The organism is Dellaglioa sp. L3N, from assembly GCF_054941095.1.
This window is the reverse complement of the sequence record NZ_CM142928.1, coordinates 687,405-705,050: the sequence shown is the minus strand read 5'-3', so window position 1 is coordinate 705,050 and position 17,646 is coordinate 687,405. Positions and strand designations below refer to the sequence as shown.

19 protein-coding genes and 1 other annotated feature are annotated in these 17,646 nt (G+C 34.3%); all 19 genes read right to left on the bottom strand.

Translation table 11 applies throughout. The features are described 5' to 3' along the window. Positions 1-6: 6 nt before the first annotated feature. Positions 7-600 (bottom strand): bis(5'-nucleosyl)-tetraphosphatase (symmetrical) YqeK, encoded by a 594-nt coding sequence (yqeK, locus tag ACVPPR_RS03590; protein WP_462297668.1) that lies wholly within the window; start codon positions 598-600, stop codon positions 7-9. Continuing rightward, entirely contained in the window at positions 593-1,240 is a 648-nt protein-coding gene (locus ACVPPR_RS03585; protein WP_462304663.1) for a nicotinate-nucleotide adenylyltransferase, read from the bottom strand. Before ACVPPR_RS03585 ends, yqeK begins: the two co-directional genes overlap by 8 nt. Positions 1,241-1,266: 26 nt before the next feature. Next, positions 1,267-1,581, bottom strand: a complete 315-nt coding sequence (gene yhbY, locus ACVPPR_RS03580) for a ribosome assembly RNA-binding protein YhbY (protein ID WP_462297672.1) — start codon at positions 1,579-1,581, stop codon at positions 1,267-1,269. 17 nt (positions 1,582-1,598) lie between these two features. Next, the gene (yqeH, locus tag ACVPPR_RS03575) at positions 1,599-2,735 is read right to left on the bottom strand and encodes a ribosome biogenesis GTPase YqeH (protein WP_462297673.1); all 1,137 of its coding nucleotides are present in this window, start codon (positions 2,733-2,735) and stop codon (positions 1,599-1,601) included. After that, positions 2,728-3,261 (bottom strand): YqeG family HAD IIIA-type phosphatase, encoded by a 534-nt coding sequence (locus ACVPPR_RS03570; RefSeq protein WP_462297674.1) that lies wholly within the window; start codon positions 3,259-3,261, stop codon positions 2,728-2,730. Before ACVPPR_RS03570 ends, yqeH begins: the two co-directional genes overlap by 8 nt. 128 nt (positions 3,262-3,389) lie before the next feature. Further along, positions 3,390-4,070, bottom strand: coding sequence for a thiaminase II (gene tenA / locus ACVPPR_RS03565; protein WP_462304662.1), 681 nt, complete (start codon positions 4,068-4,070; stop codon positions 3,390-3,392). Positions 4,071-4,142: 72 nt separating this feature from the next. Next, a complete protein-coding gene (gene rplT, locus ACVPPR_RS03560) occupies positions 4,143-4,502 on the bottom strand; it encodes a 50S ribosomal protein L20 (protein WP_409022688.1) in 360 nt (119 codons plus the stop codon). 58 nt (positions 4,503-4,560) lie between these two features. Then, positions 4,561-4,761 (bottom strand): 50S ribosomal protein L35, encoded by a 201-nt coding sequence (gene rpmI, locus ACVPPR_RS03555; RefSeq protein WP_057973380.1) that lies wholly within the window; start codon positions 4,759-4,761, stop codon positions 4,561-4,563. Positions 4,762-4,786: 25 nt separating this feature from the next. Next, positions 4,787-5,287: a translation initiation factor IF-3 gene (gene infC / locus ACVPPR_RS03550; RefSeq protein WP_462297678.1), complete on the bottom strand. Its 501-nt coding sequence runs from the start codon at positions 5,285-5,287 to the stop codon at positions 4,787-4,789. A gap of 56 nt (positions 5,288-5,343) precedes the next feature. After that, positions 5,344-5,482: a sequence feature (ribosomal protein L20 leader region), on the bottom strand. A gap of 56 nt (positions 5,483-5,538) precedes the next feature. Next, on the bottom strand, positions 5,539-7,485 hold the full coding sequence (thrS, locus tag ACVPPR_RS03545; protein WP_462304661.1) for a threonine--tRNA ligase: 1,947 nt from the start codon (positions 7,483-7,485) through the stop codon (positions 5,539-5,541). Positions 7,486-7,810: 325 nt separating this feature from the next. Next, positions 7,811-8,749: a primosomal protein DnaI gene (dnaI, locus tag ACVPPR_RS03540; RefSeq protein ID WP_462304660.1), complete on the bottom strand. Its 939-nt coding sequence runs from the start codon at positions 8,747-8,749 to the stop codon at positions 7,811-7,813. A gap of 2 nt (positions 8,750-8,751) precedes the next feature. Then, the gene (locus ACVPPR_RS03535; RefSeq protein ID WP_462304659.1) at positions 8,752-10,149 is read right to left on the bottom strand and encodes a replication initiation and membrane attachment family protein; all 1,398 of its coding nucleotides are present in this window, start codon (positions 10,147-10,149) and stop codon (positions 8,752-8,754) included. 7 nt (positions 10,150-10,156) lie between these two features. Then, complete coding sequence (gene nrdR, locus ACVPPR_RS03530) at positions 10,157-10,645, bottom strand: transcriptional regulator NrdR (protein ID WP_462297683.1); 489 nt, start codon at positions 10,643-10,645, stop codon at positions 10,157-10,159. 33 nt (positions 10,646-10,678) lie between these two features. Then, complete coding sequence (gene coaE / locus ACVPPR_RS03525) at positions 10,679-11,278, bottom strand: dephospho-CoA kinase (protein WP_462304658.1); 600 nt, start codon at positions 11,276-11,278, stop codon at positions 10,679-10,681. 2 nt (positions 11,279-11,280) lie between these two features. Continuing rightward, positions 11,281-12,114: a DNA-formamidopyrimidine glycosylase gene (gene mutM / locus ACVPPR_RS03520; protein WP_462297685.1), complete on the bottom strand. Its 834-nt coding sequence runs from the start codon at positions 12,112-12,114 to the stop codon at positions 11,281-11,283. 20 nt (positions 12,115-12,134) lie between these two features. Beyond that, positions 12,135-14,816: a DNA polymerase I gene (gene polA / locus ACVPPR_RS03515; protein ID WP_462304657.1), complete on the bottom strand. Its 2,682-nt coding sequence runs from the start codon at positions 14,814-14,816 to the stop codon at positions 12,135-12,137. 158 nt (positions 14,817-14,974) lie between these two features. Beyond that, complete coding sequence (locus tag ACVPPR_RS03510) at positions 14,975-15,676, bottom strand: Bax inhibitor-1/YccA family protein (RefSeq protein WP_462297689.1); 702 nt, start codon at positions 15,674-15,676, stop codon at positions 14,975-14,977. Between the two features lie 19 nt (positions 15,677-15,695). Next, positions 15,696-16,124: a MaoC/PaaZ C-terminal domain-containing protein gene (locus tag ACVPPR_RS03505; RefSeq protein ID WP_462297690.1), complete on the bottom strand. Its 429-nt coding sequence runs from the start codon at positions 16,122-16,124 to the stop codon at positions 15,696-15,698. Positions 16,125-16,264: 140 nt separating this feature from the next. After that, a complete protein-coding gene (gene murC / locus ACVPPR_RS03500; protein ID WP_462297691.1) occupies positions 16,265-17,596 on the bottom strand; it encodes a UDP-N-acetylmuramate--L-alanine ligase in 1,332 nt (443 codons plus the stop codon). Positions 17,597-17,646 lie beyond the last annotated feature (50 nt).

Below are 17,646 nucleotides of genomic sequence, written 5' to 3'. Positions count from 1 at the left end.
ACTCCTCTATTCTGCGACCCATTTATTAAAGGTCAAAATTGTTTTAGGATACACTTTTTTATTGGTATCAATTAAATAACTTAAGGTATGTTTTGTTTCAAAACCAACTGCCTTATCTAAGTTGACAGCGGCAATTTTTCTCGCTTCAATAGCACCAGGAAAAGTTCGAGTTTCTTCAATAAAATCAGCCACATAGACAATTTTATCCAATAAAGTCATCTCGACAGCCCCTGTTGTATGCTTCACAATCGACGTCAAGATTTCAGAATCTGAAATACCTAATTCATCATGAATTAATTCTGCACCAACAATACCATGCCAGATAGCATTCCCCCAATTTAATAAATCAGGATCCAAGTGTTTTTGCTTAATTGTTGTGATGAATGTTTCGTCTGACCGTTCCTTAGCATAGTCATGGATTAATCCCGCAATACTAGCTTTTTCGATATCACCATGATTGTGCTGAGCAAGTCCAATTGCCGCTTTTTCAACATTTAATACATGTTGAAATCTTTTTTCGCTCAAGGTATCTTTCAATATTTGCACTAGTTCTTCCCTAGTTCCATTGAAAAGATTTTTAGAATAAATTAAATTACTCACGATACAAACCCTCTTTCTCAATGTAATCAGAAACTAACTTAGGTACTAAATAATTAATTGAACACCCTTGTTTAACCTTATTTCGAATTTGAGTTGAACTAATATCAATTGTAGGCACGTCAACCCAGAGAATCGGGTACCGACTTTTTTGTTCAAATCCCGTTCGTTTAACACCAACGAAATGAACTAATTTTACCAACTCATCAATACGAGACCACTTAGGTAAGTAATCAACCATATCACCACCGATAATAAAATAATAATCATTTTCTGGATGAACTGCCTTTAAAGCAACAATGGTGTCATAGGTATAACTAATCCCGCCACGTTTGATTTCAGCATCTTCCAGCTTAAACTTGGCATTATCAGCGATACTCTGATTAACCATATTAAGCCGATACGTCTCATCAATCGCTTCTTTTTTATCCACATGTGGTGGCGTTGCATCCGGCATAAACCGAACTTCGTCTAACCCTAATTGCTGACAAACTTGATCAGCAATTATTAAATGCCCCATGTGAGGTGGATTAAACGTACCTCCAAGAATGCCCACACGTTTTTTACCATTATCAGGAATGGGTTCTGTTTTAAATTCTGTGACTAAATTAATTTCTTTTAATTTTTGTACTTGAATAGTCAAGTCAAAAACCTCCTCATAATTTTAAATTAAGCGAGTAAATTAACTTTATCAGAAATATCACGATTTTCAACATCTGTTGCAGCTTGGTAAACGACCAAAGTATGACCAATCACTTGAACAACTTGAATTGAACTATTAGATTCAATAAAAATGCGAACTTCATTTGCATCAACTGTTGCATTTTGTAACATGTTAATTTTAATTAATTCACGTTTTTCGATTGCTTCACGAATTTGATTCAACCAATTAGTCGAAACGCCTTCTTTTCCAACTTGGAAAAGTGGACGTAAATGATGTGCCTGACTGCGTAAATATCTTTTTTGTTTGCCTCTTAATGTCATATTGTAATTAACTCCTCTTATATCATTGCTTTACGTAAAAGAACTGAAACACCTTTTGGTGCCCAGCCAGCGACTTTAGCACCCTCGTTGATGGTAACCCATCCAAGACCGGCGAATACTAAATCACTTTTTTGTGTCGCTTTAAATTCAAAACGAACTAATTCTGGGAAATCAGTCATTTCATCATCTGTTGGTGGATTTAATAAACCACCCGCATGTTTTTCATAAAATTCACTTGCTGTCTCAGTTTTTGTGCGATGAATCATTAAATCATTATCAAGATAAACAACAACCCCAGGAGTCCCACCAGAAATGTAATCAAATCTAGCAACAGCCCCGAAGAATAATGTTTGGTCTTCATTTAATTGGTAAACACGTTGTTTAATTTCTTTTTGAGGAGAAACTAATTTGAGTGCCTTACCTGATAAATAATGAGCCATCTGATCCTGATGAATAATTCCTGGTGTGTCAATCAAGGCGCGATCATCATCCAATGGAATTTCAATCTTATCAAGCGTTGTTCCTGGGAATCTTGACGTTGTAATCAAGTCTTGGACACCTGTTCTTTGTTTGATAATTTGATTAATTAATGTTGATTTACCAACATTAGTTACCCCAACAACGTACACATCACGACCTTCACGATATTTTTCGATTAATTCCAACAATTCATCAATCGCAAAATTCTTCGTTGCACTTGTCAATGCAACATCAATTGGTCGTAACCCTTGTGCGTTAGCTTGTTGTCTCATCCAATCCTTTAACTTCGTACGTCTTAGTGATTTAGGTAATAAATCAGCTTTATTCCCAACCATTAAAACGGGATTGTCACCAACAAATCGGTGTAATCCAGGGATTAAACTACCATTGAAATCGAAAATATCAATAACATTAACAATTAATGCATCAGCATTACCAATTTGGTTTAATAATTTCAAGAAATCATCATCAGTTAACTTAACGTCAGCAATTTCATTGTAATGTCTTAATCTAAAGCATCTTTGACAATATAATTCATTTGTTTCAAGGCCTTTTTTTACCGCAGACTTAGGTGTATAACCTAACTCGTCTACATTTTCACTTTGAATTTTTGAGCCACAGCCAATACAAAAAAGATCTTCGTCAACTTCTGGTACTTCAATTATGTCAGTCATCCAATGAATTCCCCCATTTAGTTTTAAAGTCATGTTTTTTAATTAAATGATTCTTAATTCTTTTTTCAACGAAACGATTAGGTTTTGTGTTCCAAGCATCTGATTTAACAAGTGGTTTAACCAAGATACTTTTAATGCCCGCGTTATTTGCCGCAGCAATATCCGTCATTAATTGATCACCTATTAAAACTAATTCTTGATTACTCATCTTAAATTCATTCTTAACTTGGTTAATGCCCTTTGTGAACGGTTTTAAGGCTCTCGAAACAAAAGGTAATCCAATGTGTTCCAACGCCTTTTCAACACGTTCATGGCTATTATTAGACACAACAACCACAGGAATTGAAGCTGCCGCAATAAGTTCCAACCAGTTCTTCAATTCAGGTGTTCCATTTGGATTATCCCATGCAATTAACGTGTTGTCTAAATCAGTCATAACCACTTTAATTCCATGATTTTGTAAATCTTCTGGTGTTAAATCATAAATAGATTCAATCATCCAGGTTGGTTTATATCTCTCAAGCATTTTAGCTACCTCAATTTTAGAATAATAATCTAAGTATAATGTACTTTCAACTAAATTGCATGTTTTACATGAAAACAATCAAATTTAATTTCATTTTAAAAAAGATATCCTCTTAAATTAAGAAAATTTTACTTATTTTTAAAAATAAAATTATCCCATGTTTGATGCTCAAGTGCCATTCCCCAAAAATTATATTCTTCTATACTACTTATTTTAAATGCATTTTCCATTGCTGCAACTGTTTCTCCATCTGATTCATTCGCAACTCTATCTAATATATGCCGTTGATCAACAACAGATTTTTTAAGTTCCTCAGTTGCATATGTTTCAATCCATCGTTGATACATAGGGTTAGGAGAACCTTTATCGATTAATTTATAGCCAATTTCTAAATAGAGCCAAGCACACGGTAGGAGTCCAGCAAAAGCTGTTTCTGGATTAAATTCCACTAATTGTCGATACATATGTGAGACGTAATGGTAAGCAGTTGGGGCAATTTCAGTTTGACTGATTTCTTCATCTGTTATATTTAATTCTTCGAAAAATTCTTTTCTAATCGCCAACTCACTTTGTGCTAAACCTTCAGCAGAAGCAAACATTAATTGCTTAATCGCCACATTATTCGTCTGTTCACCAACTAATTGATGGATCCTGCTAAAGTGCATTAAGTAATAATGATCTTGAATTAAATAATACCTAAAAGCTTCTATTGGTAATAATCCAGTAGTCAATTGTTTGATAAATGGATGTTCAAAACTGAGTTCCCACCAATTATTCGAAGCTTGTTGAACTTTTTCCGAAAATGACATGCTTAACTCCTTTACAGAAATTTTATTAAAAAAAGAGCACTTGACGCTTGGTCAAGTACCCTCTTAAATTTATTATTTGCTTAATGCTTTTTTAGCTTCTTCTGCAACAGCAGCAAATGCTGCTGAATCTTTAACAGCTAATTCAGCTAACATTTTACGGTTAACTTCAATTTCTGCTAATTTCAAGCCATGCATCATCTTACTGTAACTTAAACCGTTCATACGTGCTGCAGCGTTAATACGTGCAATCCATAGACGACGGAAGTTACGTTTTGTTTGATGACGATCACGGAATGAATATTGGTAAGATTTCATTACTTGTTGTTTAGCTACCTTAAATTGGATATGTTTTGATCCGCGGTAACCTTTTGCTAATTTAAGCATTCTTTTACGACGTTGACGTGTAACAGTTCCACCTTTAACTCGTGGCATGAAAATTCCTCCTTATTGAGCCATTTAAAAACGGCATCAATTGTCTAATTTATATTTATTATTTCATTTGTGAAAGCATTTGTTTGATACGCTTGTTATCTGATGCTGACACTGTAGTTGATTTGCTTAATTGACGACGTTGTTTCTTAGTTTTACCATGCATACGATGACTTGTATAAGCTTTAGAGCGTTTCAAGCCACCATTCCCTGTACGTTTAAAACGTTTTGCTGATGCACGATGAGTCTTTTGTTTTGGCATAATCTAATATCCTCCTAATATAGCTTTACTTTTCAGCCTTAGGTGCAAGCATCATGAACATACTACGTCCATCCATCTTCGCTCTTGATTCAACTGATGCAACTTCTTTAGCTGCGTCAGCGAAGCGATTCAAGACATCACGTCCGATTTCTTTATGCGTAATTGCACGGCCTTTAAATCTAATTGATACTTTAACCTTATCCCCTTTTGCAAGGAATTTTGAGGCATTTTTCAATTTTGTGTTGAAATCATTAATATCAATTGTTGGACTAAGTCTAACTTCTTTAACATTAACAATTTTTTGGTTTTTACGGGCTTCTCTTTGTTTCTTTTGTAATTCAAAACGATATTTCCCGTAATCCATGATCTTAGCAACTGGTGGTTTTGAATTAGCAGCAACTACGACAACATCTAAATTGGCAACTTCTGCCATATCTAATGCTTCTTGTTTGGTTTTAACACCAAGTTGTTCGCCATCATCACCAATCAAACGAAGTTCCGACGCACGGATACCTTCATTGACCATTTTGTCTACTTTATCAACTGCTATGGCAATGCACCTCCAAATTTTTTTGAGAAAAAACACAGAAAAACGGGCAACAATAATAAATTATCGCAGCCCGCTTGAAATCCATTTTAATTGGAATTTAATTTCAATATTATTCTGCCCAGAGACTCTTTTGTCTCTTCAGGCGAGAAGCGGGAGCCTCTGCTTTTTTCTTAACTTTTAAATCATACCAACTCATTCCCCTTTTGTCAAGACGATTGAATTATTTTTTATGCTTTACGACTATAGTTAGCAATTTCTTTTGTAATATTGTTAATAAAGTCTTCTTTTGTAAAGACATTAGAATCATCTTCACCATGACGACGAACAGAAACTGTATTTTCAGCCACTTCATTATCACCAACCACAAGAATATAAGGCACTTTATTCACTTGGGCTTGACGCATCTTGTAACCCATTTTTTCATTACGTTCATCAACTGTAACGCGAACACCACGCGCAACTAAATTAGCACGTAAATCATGTGCATAATCAGCATGAAGGTCATTTTTAACTGGAATGATTGTCACTTGTTTAGGAGCTAACCATGTTGGAAAGGCACCTTTATACATTTCTGTTAAGTAAGCTGTGAAACGTTCCATTGTTGACACAAGTCCACGATGAATCATAACTGGACGATGTTCTTCACCATCATCACCAATATATGACAATTCAAATTTTTCAGGCATCATGAAATCTAATTGGATTGTTGATAAAGTTTCATCATTTCCTAATGCTGTTTTTGTTTGAACATCTAATTTAGGACCATAAAAGGCTGCTTCACCTTCGGCTTCGTAATAATCCAAGCCTAAGTCATCCATAGCACCTTTTAACATATTTTGTGATTTAGTCCACATTTCGTTATCATCAAAATATTTTGCTGTGTTAGCTGGATCACGGTAACTTAAACGGAATGTATAATCAGCGATACCGAAATCAGCATATACTTCCATCATTAAACGAAGAACACTTTTGAATTCTTCTTGAATTTGATCAGGAGCAACGAATGTATGACCATCATTTAGTGTCATTTCACGAACACGTTGTAGACCAGAAAGTGCACCTGATTTTTCATAACGATGCATCATCCCTAATTCAGCAATTCTGATAGGAAGATCACGGTATGAACGGATATGATGTTTGTAAACTTGAATATGTGAAGGACAATTCATTGGACGTAATTCCAATTCTTCACCATCACCCATATCCATTGGTGGGAACATATCTTCACGATAATGATCCCAATGACCAGAAGTCTTGTATAAATCTAAGTTAGCCAAGATTGGTGTGTAAACATGATCATAACCATTTGCAACTTCTTTATCCACAATATAACGTTCAATTGTACGACGGATTGTCGCACCATTTGGCAACCAGTAAGGTAATCCAGCACCAACTTTAGGATCAACAAAGAATAAGTCTAAATCGTTACCAATTACACGGTGATCACGTTCACGCGCTTCTTGACGACGAACTAATTCAGCATCCAAGTCTTTTTGTTTAAAGAACGCTGTTCCGTAAACACGTTGTAACATTGAGTTACTTGATTTACCTTGCCAATATGCACCAGCAACTGATAATAATTGGAAAATTTTAACATCAGCAGTTGAACGTAATTGAACACCATCACTCAAATTAACAAATTCACCTTGTTTGTAAACTTCAACTTGACCATTTTCATCAGTAGCTTCTTTAACTAATTCAGCACGGTATGGATCCCCCGCAACTAATTCAAGCGCTTCAGCCTTTGAAATTAATTGACGTTCAATTTTTAAATTTTCTTTAACAATGGCTTTCATCTTGTCTTGAATTTTTTTCAAATCATCAACACTAACTTGTGCTTCACCATTATCTGTATCGAAATAGAACCCATTTTCAATATCAGAACTCATACCAAATTTCATACCTGGGTATAATTGTTGCAAAGCATTGGCCAAAATTTGAGCAGCCGTATGCCATAAAACAACTAAGCCATCTGCAGATTCTTTAGTCACGATTTCAATGGCCCCATCAGCTTCTAATGGACGAAGATAATCAACCAAGACACCGTTAAATTTACCGGCAATCGATTTTTTAGCTAAACTAGGACTAATTGATTTGGCAACATCTTCTGTTGTAATGCCCGCATCAAATTCTTTGATGACACCATCTGGAAATGTAATATTTATTTTTGACATGTTAACTTCCTCCATCATTTTTAATTTTTTGATACAAAAAAAGCCCCTAATACACAATAAGCTTGTGTATTAGGGACGTTGATTAACGTGGTTCCACCCAAATTCAAAGTTTTACCAAAGCAAAACTTTCTCCATAGATTTTAACGGATTCAATCCGACCTAACAAAAGTTAGGCAACATTATGGAAGTGGTCATCACTTATTCTCTGCCAAGAAAGCTTCCAGCTATGCTCTCTCTCCCTGTAGACATAAAAAAAGAATGTAATCTTCCGTATCAATTTAATAACTATTTAACCATTTTTATCACATTTTAGCAACCATTAATCTTATTTAGGGCGACGATTTTTACCAACAATTTTAACTTCTTTTGCTAAAAAATGGATTCGTTCCATAATTCGCTTAGCTTTAAGAGGCTCATCTTCGCCTCTTTGGCTAATGCGTAGATGTTCCTCTTCCAATTGTTTCATCGAAAAATTAGAACTAAAAAATGTTGGTAACTCTTCTTGCATACGATATTGTAAAATAACCCCTAAAATATCATCACGAACCCAACTAGACATTGCGTCAGCACCAATATCATCAATCATTAAAATTTCAGATTTTTTAACAGCATTCAACATATCATAAACTCGATTATCGCTAATGGCATTCTTAATTTCAACTGCAAAACTAGGAAAATGCATTAACGTTGTTTGGTATCCGCGATTTGCTAGCTCATTAGCCATTGCACCTAATAGGTAAGTTTTACCAACGCCAAAACTGCCATAAAAATACATTGCTTGATGATAAGACTTAGGATCCGCAACAAATTCTGTAATAAACTTCAAGCTTTTACTAAGTGCATCCCCACGTTCATCCATATCAAAACTGTTCATAGTCGCATTTTTGATATCCTTAGACATGCTCATTGATTTAACCCGCTTGGATACTGCTCTACTCTTTTGTGCTTCAATAAAAGAATCCGTTGGAACATAGGAAACATCAATCATATGATTATTCATGACTAATTGAGGCTTATATCCAGGTGCTATCATCCCCTTACCAAGAATAACTTTATTCTTTTCAGATAAAAATTCATATAGCTTTGCATCAGCACGTTGAATGTTTTCTTCGGTTAATTCAGCTTTATTTGCTTCTAAAAATCCAATGACATCAGAATCTTCATAGACCTTACTCATCAGATCACGATAATTCACATTAGGATATCTGTCGCTCAGATTATCCTTTGCAAGAAATTTTTTAAGTTCTGTTCCTAAATCTTCCATTATTATCCTCCTTTGGGAGCCGTTTTATTAAATTCTGCTAGCTGTCTTTGTAGTTCGGCTTTATCAATTTTGACATCTACTTCTGGTGCTTGATAATCATCTTTAGCCCAGTCAGGTAGAGTTTCTTTTTTAATTATTTTTCTTTGGCGCTGATTAGATACTTTAGTTTCTGTTTTTTTAGTATTGAATTGACGAACCTGATTAATGGCATCTTCAGGCGTCTTCACTTTTTGTTGTGACCAATCATTGGCCATTGTATCAACAAAAGATTTATTCAATGTCGCTAAATCTCGATCAATTAAAATATAGTGACTCAAAATATTAATAACTGCATTCGAAAATATTTGTCGTTGAACAAGTTGTTGCAGCAAATAGGATTCACTATCAGTCACATAGCCACCCTTACTCTCCTTTAACGATTTCAAGAAATCGAAAGGATTATAAGCTTCACTAGCGAGAATTAATTGTGAATCTTCTTTAGAAAAACCCGCTTTTTTTAGTGTCTCAACGGACTTTGTCTTAATTTTTTTACTGTCCTCATTTTTTGATTCAGCTTGCTTTTTCAATTTAATCTGTTGATTATATTTATGCGCAATATGCTGTTTAAATATATTATAATCGACTTCATTTGTTGATAGGTCAGCTGAATCGCCAATAAACTGGGCCATTTCAATCTCATCAATCCCATATAAAAGATGTTCTGAAATAATTAAATCGCGTTGTTCATTAATTTTATCCAATGACACAAAACTTTTTTCCAACAGTTCAATAAAAAATTTAAAATCAAATGATTCAATAGCACTTGTTTCAACCAATTTCTGTGGTGCTTTTTTATTCGTTGAAAAAGCCTTTTTACTTTCAGCAATAATATCAGGTTTATCTGATAAATGTGCCTGGTTAACTTGAAAAACATCTAAAAAACTTTTTGACGTTTCTTTAAACCCATCTAATTTTAAAACGGGTAATGCAAAACGGGCGGTAATTGCTTGATACCTACTATCACCAATTGATTCCCAAAGTAAAATACTGAGCAAATCATCCGTGAAAAAATCTGCTGCCTGTAAAGGCCGACGCAATTGGTAAACAACAACTTTACCCAAAGCATCTTCTTTTTCGAAGCTCTTTAGAAGGCCCAGTGCTTCAAGGGCACTTCTTGCCTCATAAAACATTGGCAAATCAATATTCAATAATGCCAGTAACTCACTGTGCATTTTTCGGTTAGACAATTGTGGATTCTGACTTGCTTCACCTTTTAATAGTGAAAATAGGCCACTCGCAATCACGCCCATAACAGGTTGATACAAGTAGTCTAGTCGTTCAATATCATCATTTGTAACCTTTTCATCCATTAAGACAATGTAGCCATCTTTCGGACTCATATTTTCCCATGTATTAATCATTTGATCATCATTCCTTCAAATCTTGTTTATCCGTGGGTGCTTTATCCCGATCCATCATTTCGTTCAATTCCTTCAAGAAAACACTCATATCTTTAAATTGACGGTAAACACTAGCAAATCTAATGTACGCAATTTCATCTACATCAGCAAGTAATCCCATGACATATTCACCAATCAATTGACTTGAAATTTCATTTTCACCTAATGCTCTAACACTATTTTCTACTTGATCCACAAGATGTGTAATATCTTTCATTGAAACAGGTCGCTTTTCTGCTGACCTAATAATCCCCTTAAGAATTTTTTCACGATTGAATTCTTCCCGCGTGCCATTTTTCTTAATAACAAGTAACGGCGTGGCTTCAACTCGCTCAAATGTTGTGAATCTAAATTCACAATTTTCACATTCACGACGTCGTCTGATAACGCGACCTTCATCTGTTGGTCGACTGTCAACGACTCGAGAGCCATTATGTTGGCAATGTGGACATTTCATAGTGACACCCCATCATTTTTATTTACCTATTAGTTAGACATTATTTTGAGTACTAAGCCAGTTTAGCACTTGACCCCTTGTAACGGCAACCGTTGTTGAATTATCTATTACAAAATCAGCTAACTCTTTTTTCTTCTGAATTGACCACTGTGCCTTAATACGAGACTGCGCCTCATCAAAAGTCAGACTATCTCGGTTGATTAATCGCTTGATTTGTACATTTTCAGGTACGAAGGCAACCATGACTGCATCACATAGTAATTGATAATTTTGTTCAAACAGCAAGGGCATATCTAAGACGACTAACTTACTGTCCGATTTCTTTTGTATTTGGATTTGTGCTAAAATTTCTTTTCTAATAATCGGATGCATAATATTATTTAATTTTTCTAACGCCTTTTTATTACTGAAAACTAACTTACCTAACTTTTTACGATTTAGCCTTCCATCTACTGTGACGTATTCTTCACCAAATGTCTGACTTATCCTTTTTATCGTTTTTGATCCTGGCTCAACAACTTGCCTTGCAATTACGTCTGCATCAATAACTGGCACATTTTCTTCTTTAAAAATGTGACTAACCGTCGATTTACCTGTTGCAATTCCGCCAGTTAACCCAAGTATATAAGTCATTTTTAAACTTCCTTTAACGGTTGGCAATGCGGACAATAATGCGTCCCACGTTGTGCCACTTTTATTTTAACAATAGGTGTGCCACATCTAGGACAGGGCTTACCCGTCTGACCATAGACATTTAAATCAAATTGAAACAGACCTGTCTCACCAAACGCACCCGTATACGACCTAATTGTCGTTCCACCTGCCTGAACTGCAGTCGCTAATTCAAGAATAATATTTTTACGTAATTTAGCTAATTTACCATCAGAAATCGAATTTGCTGGTTGTTCCGGATTAATTTTACTCATCCACAATACTTCATCAACATAAATATTTCCCAACCCAGCAACTGCCTCTTGGTTTAATAAAACAGGTTTAATCGCCATATGCTTACGCGACAAGTACTTTTTAAAATAACCAAGCTTAAATTCTTCATCCGTCGGTTCAGGACCCAATTTCTTAAGACCTGGTAATGTTCGTTCCTGACCAGTCGGAATTAACTGCATTCGACCAAATTTACGAACATCATTGTATCTTAAATCTTGCCCATCAGTGAGATGAAAAATAACATGAGAATGTTTTTCAATGGGTTCATCTGAAGTCCGAACAAAATATTTACCTTCCATTCTCAAATGAGATACCATTGTCATTTGATTATTAAAACGAAAAAGTAAGTATTTACCTAATCGATCAATCGATTCAATTTTACTACCTTCTAATTCACGTTTAAAATCTAGTAAATCCCCATTTACAATCTTAGGCCATAAGACATCAATTGATTTAATCGTCTTACCAATAACTAATTGACTCAGACCTCTTCGAACCGTTTCAACTTCTGGTAACTCTGGCATTTAATCACCCCTAAATAATTTTATTTAGTATCAAACCATGTCTCTCCAAATGCACTTTCAACCTTTAAAGGAACTTCTAAAGAAACAGCCGCATCCATAACTTCAGGGACTTTCTTTTGCAAAATAGCAATCTCTTCTTCTGGTGCCTCAAAAATTAATTCATCATGCACTTGCAATAGCATTTTGGCTTGTAAATGTTCTTTTTCTAACATTTTATCCATATTAATCATAGCAACTTTAATAATATCAGCCGCACTTCCTTGAATAGGCGTATTCATTGCTGTTCTTTCAGCAAATGAACGTAAATTAAAGTTTCGACTATTAATTTCTGGTAAGTAACGACGACGATGAAATAACGTTTCGACATAACCTTTATCTTTAGCTTCACGTACAACATTTTCCATATAGTTCTTAACACCTGTAAATTCATTTAAATACGTATCAATAAACGTTTGTGCTTGTTTTCTAGTAATCCCAATATTTTGTGATAGCCCATAATCACTAATGCCATACACAATTCCAAAGTTAACTGCTTTAGCCGTACGACGCATATTCGATGTCACATCATCAGGTGACTCTAAATTAAAGATTCTCATTGCAGTATTGGCATGTATATCAATGCCTTCTTTAAAAGCTTCTTGCATATTTGTATCATGCGCAATATGCGCCAAAACGCGTAATTCAATTTGAGAATAATCAGATGAGAAAATTTTCCAGCCTTCATGTTCAGGAACAAATGCTTGTCTAATTTTTTTACCTGCAGGAACTCGAACTGGAATATTTTGCAGATTAGGATCTACAGATGACAAACGACCAGTTGCCGTTAATGTTTGCAGGTATCTCGTATGAACTTTCTTATCTGCATGTCTCACTTTCAATAATCCTTCAACATAAGTCGATTGAATTTTAGCAATCTGTCGATATTTTAAAATTAAATCGGCAATTGGAGCCACAGTACTAAGTTGTTCTAAAACATCAACAGCAGTTGAATAACCCGTTTTCGTTTTCTTAACAACTGGTAATTTTAATTTCTCAAATAAAATCACACCCAATTGTTTAGGCGAATTAATATTAAATTCTTCACCTGCTTCTGCATAAATTTTAGTTTCCATATCTTTTAAAATAATTGAAAACTCACCTTGCATAACATTTAATCGATCTGCATCTACCGTAATTCCGCGAATTTCCATCTTGGCTAATACAAGTGACAATGGTAATTCCATATTTGTATACAAATCTAATTGTTCATGTTTAACTAATCCCGCCATCAAAGGCTCTTTTAAAAGGTGTAATGCCTCAGCTTTCGATGCCATATGATTGAAAAAGACAGCATCATCTTCCGGAATTCCGCGTTTAACACCCTTACCATAGACTTCCTCATCAGTCTTAACATCGTAATAATCATGTTTTTGAGCTACCTTACTAAGATCATCACTATTATCACTTGTATCTAACAAATATGAGGCTAATAAAAGATCAAATCCTGTTCCATCAAGCTGAATCCCCAGTCGATTTAACGCAACATAATTACGTTTGAAATTAAATACATTCTTTTGCACTGAATCACTTGAAAGAATATCAACTAAGATTTGTGATTTTAATAACTCAACATCGCGTGTAACAAAAAATTGATTGCCATCACCAATCGTAAATCCATCAAAATCTGCAGTATGATAATTATCATCTAACATCTCTAAATAAAATGATATTGGCTTTTTTAATTGAGCGATTTCAGTTAAATTATCCTGAGTTAAAACTGTATAATCCGTTTTTTTAGGCTCTGAAAATAAATCTATTTCAGCATTGTCTGACGTTGGATTTAAATTCAGTTGACTCAAAAACTTTTTAAAATCCATTTCTTCATAGAATGCAACTAATTTGTCTAAATCTTGTCCATTCCATTTTGTCTCTGGAAAATCAATCGTAATAGGTGCATCTTGGCGAATTCTTGCCAAGTCTTTACTCATAAAGGCTTGATCTTTATCTTCAATTAAATGTTCTTTCATTTTACTTTTCTTTAATTGATCAATATTTTCGTAAAGATTTTCCATTGACTCATATTCTGTCAATAACTTAATCGCTGTTTTTTCACCGACTTTAGCAACACCAGGATAATTATCAGAAGTATCACCAACTAATCCTTTCATATCGATGATCTGCAACGGTGTTAATCCAAATTTATCCATCACATGTGCTGGTGTAAATTTTTCTATTTCACTAACTCCTTTTTTAGTAACAGAAACAGTCACTTTATCAGTTGTTAACTGAGTAAGGTCCCGGTCTCCGGTTACAATAGTCACATCATACCCAGCTTCTTCACCCTTTTTAGCCATTGTGCCAATAATATCATCCGCTTCAAAATCAGCTAATTCGTAAGTTTTAATCCCATATCCTGCCAATAACTCTCTAAAATAAGGCATTTGCTCTTTTAATTCTGGGGGTGTTTTTGATCTACCCGCTTTATAATTATCATATTTTTTAGTTCTAAAAGTTGTTTTCCCTGCATCAAACGCAACTAATACATGTGTTGGTTTTTCAGTTTCTAATATGACATTCAACATATTATTGAAGCCATATAATGCATTTGTATGCAGACCTGCTTGGTTCGTAAATCGGTCTACCGATTGATAAAGTGCAAAAAATGCACGATAGGCAATGCTATTTCCATCAATTAGTAGTAATTTTCCATTAGTATTAGTCATCTGATATCCGTCTCCTTTAAAAATCTCTATCTCTATTTTACCAAACATCAGCCGTGATTAATAATGAATCACACAATAACTCAATAAGTAATAAAAACCCCTAAGTTATCAAATGCCTAACTTAGGGGTTTTACCAACTTATTTTGTTAATTTAATATTTAATCTCTACCACCATAACCAAAAATTTGTAAGAACGAAATGAATAAATTAATGAAATCAAGATATAACATCAAAGCACCCGTCATAGCTAGATTAGAAACCGAAATATTGCTATCACGTTGTAAAAAGACTTGTCTTAATTTTTGTGTATCCCAAGCTGTTAAAATGGTGAAAATAATAACAGCAATATATGAAAATACGTAATTAATAAGTTCACTTTGTAAGAACAAGTTTACAAATGAAGCAACAATTAATCCAACTAAAGCAGCTAAAGCTTGTGTCCCTATTTTAGTTAAATCTCGTTTAGTAACATTACCCAAAATTGTCATTGTTATAAAAACAGCTGAACTTGCGGCAAACGCAGCAATAATATTGCCAGCTGAATACATTGATATAATCAGCGACAGCGTTACTCCCTCAAGTACTGAATAACCCATCAATAACGCAAATGTAACAAATGGCGCCCGTGACGCTTTGACGTTAATATTTAAAACAACAACCAATTGAACGATAAAGAGTACCCAAATTGACCATGAATGTGCTGACATAAATCCGAAAACTGATTGTTGGAAGACCGTCAAAACTAAAAATGCGGTAATAGCTGAAACGCCAACGGCTAATGCCATATAACCATATAATTTTGATAAGAAATTGTTTAATCCATCTTTTTCATTAATAATAACTCTATTCTGATTATCCATCTCATTTTCCTCCTATTAATTAAGAAATTTTGGGTGGTTTAACCATAATTAACGCATCCAAAACTCTTTCATTTTCTTTATTCGCTGCTTCAACAGAAATAGTTATAACTTCCTTCATTTCATCTACACGAATAATTTCAAACTTAAATGTAATATTTTGATTTTGATAAATTGGTAATATAAAATTCGTTGAAATGTTCACAATTTGACTACCTGGGCCCGGAAATAACTTAGAAATTGAACTTGTTATAATACCAATTACTAATACCGGAGGCGCAAGAATTGTTTCAAAATCAGCACGCTCAACATAATCTTTTTGCGTATATAAAGGATTCGTATCATTGGTTAATCCTAAATAAATCATAATATCGCGGTTAATAATCCGTTCAGTCACGGTTAGTTTATCGCCCTCAACAATTTCATTAATTAATTTACCGACATTTGCCATACTGTTAGCTCCTTTATTTACCATTTCGTATAAGCACCAGTGTATCAAATTATTTAAGATTATCAAGCCATTTTACTTTTCTTTAAAAAGAATTAACTAATAAAAAAGAAATGACTTTTACGTCATTTCTTTCCTAACAATTAATTATTTTTAAAACTTAAATTACTTAATAAATCTTCATACGCATATTCATATTTTTGAACGTCTCCGGCACCCATGAAAATAACAACTGCATTACTATAATCAAGCAATGGTGAAAGATTATCAAGTTTAATAATCTCGCCACCCTTAACAATTTTTGCGCCAAGATCTTCACTTGAAACATTACCTGACGTTTCACGAGCAGAACTAAAAATATCCGTTAAATATACTTTATCGGCAAGATTTAAACTAACCGCAAAGTCATCCATCAATGCAATTGTTCTACTGAACGTATGTGGTTGGAAAACAGCAATTAATTCTTTATCTGGATATTTTTGACGAGCAGCATCAATTGTTGCTTTAATTTCTGATGGATGATGCGCATAATCATCAATAATCGTCATATCACCAATATATTTTTCACTGAATCGGCGTTTAACCCCTTTGAAGCTTAACAATTCATTAGCAATTTCTTCTAAATCAACTTTTTCAAAATGAGCGACAGCAATAACAGCTAAACTATTTAAAATATTATGTTCACCAAATATAGGAATATTGTAGTGACCTAATGCTTCATCATGATAAAAGACATCAAATTCAGACCCTTTAGTCGTTCGTTTAATATCACGAGCTTGGAAATCATCAGCTTCCTTTGTTCCATAATAATAAATTGGAACATCAGCTTTGATTTTACGGAGTAAAGGATCATCTCCCCAAGCAAAAATACCTTTTTTAGTTTGTTTGGCAACCGTTTCGAAAGCATCAAAAACATCATCAATGCCAGTAAAATAATCTGGATGATCAAAATCAATATTCGTCATAATTGAATAGTCTGGGTGATACGCAACAAAATGGCGACGGTATTCATCAGCTTCATAGACAAAAAATCTTGCATCAGGTTTCCCTTTACCAGTACCATCACCAATTAAGTAGCTCGTTGGTGCGATTCCACTCAAGACATGAGCAAGAAGTCCAGTTGTACTTGTTTTACCATGAGAACCAGCTACTCCGATACTTGTGTAGCCTTCCATCAAACGACTGACCATCTCAGGATAACTAACAACATCTAAGCCCATTTCACGAGCTTTTTTTATTTCAGGATGGTCAGCAGTAAATGCATTTCCCGCAATTACAGTTAACCCTTCATGAATATTTTTTTCATCAAATGAATAAACCTTAATACCAGCTAATTCCAATCCACGTTGTGTAAACGTGTACTGATCGATATCAGATCCTTCAACGTTGAATCCTTTGTCATGTAAAATTAATGCTAAAGAACTCATCCCTGAGCCTTTTATTCCTACAAAGTAATATACCTTTTGATTATTCATAATTATCCTCTTTTCTGACAGCATTCTCTATAATTTTACCATAAACTAAA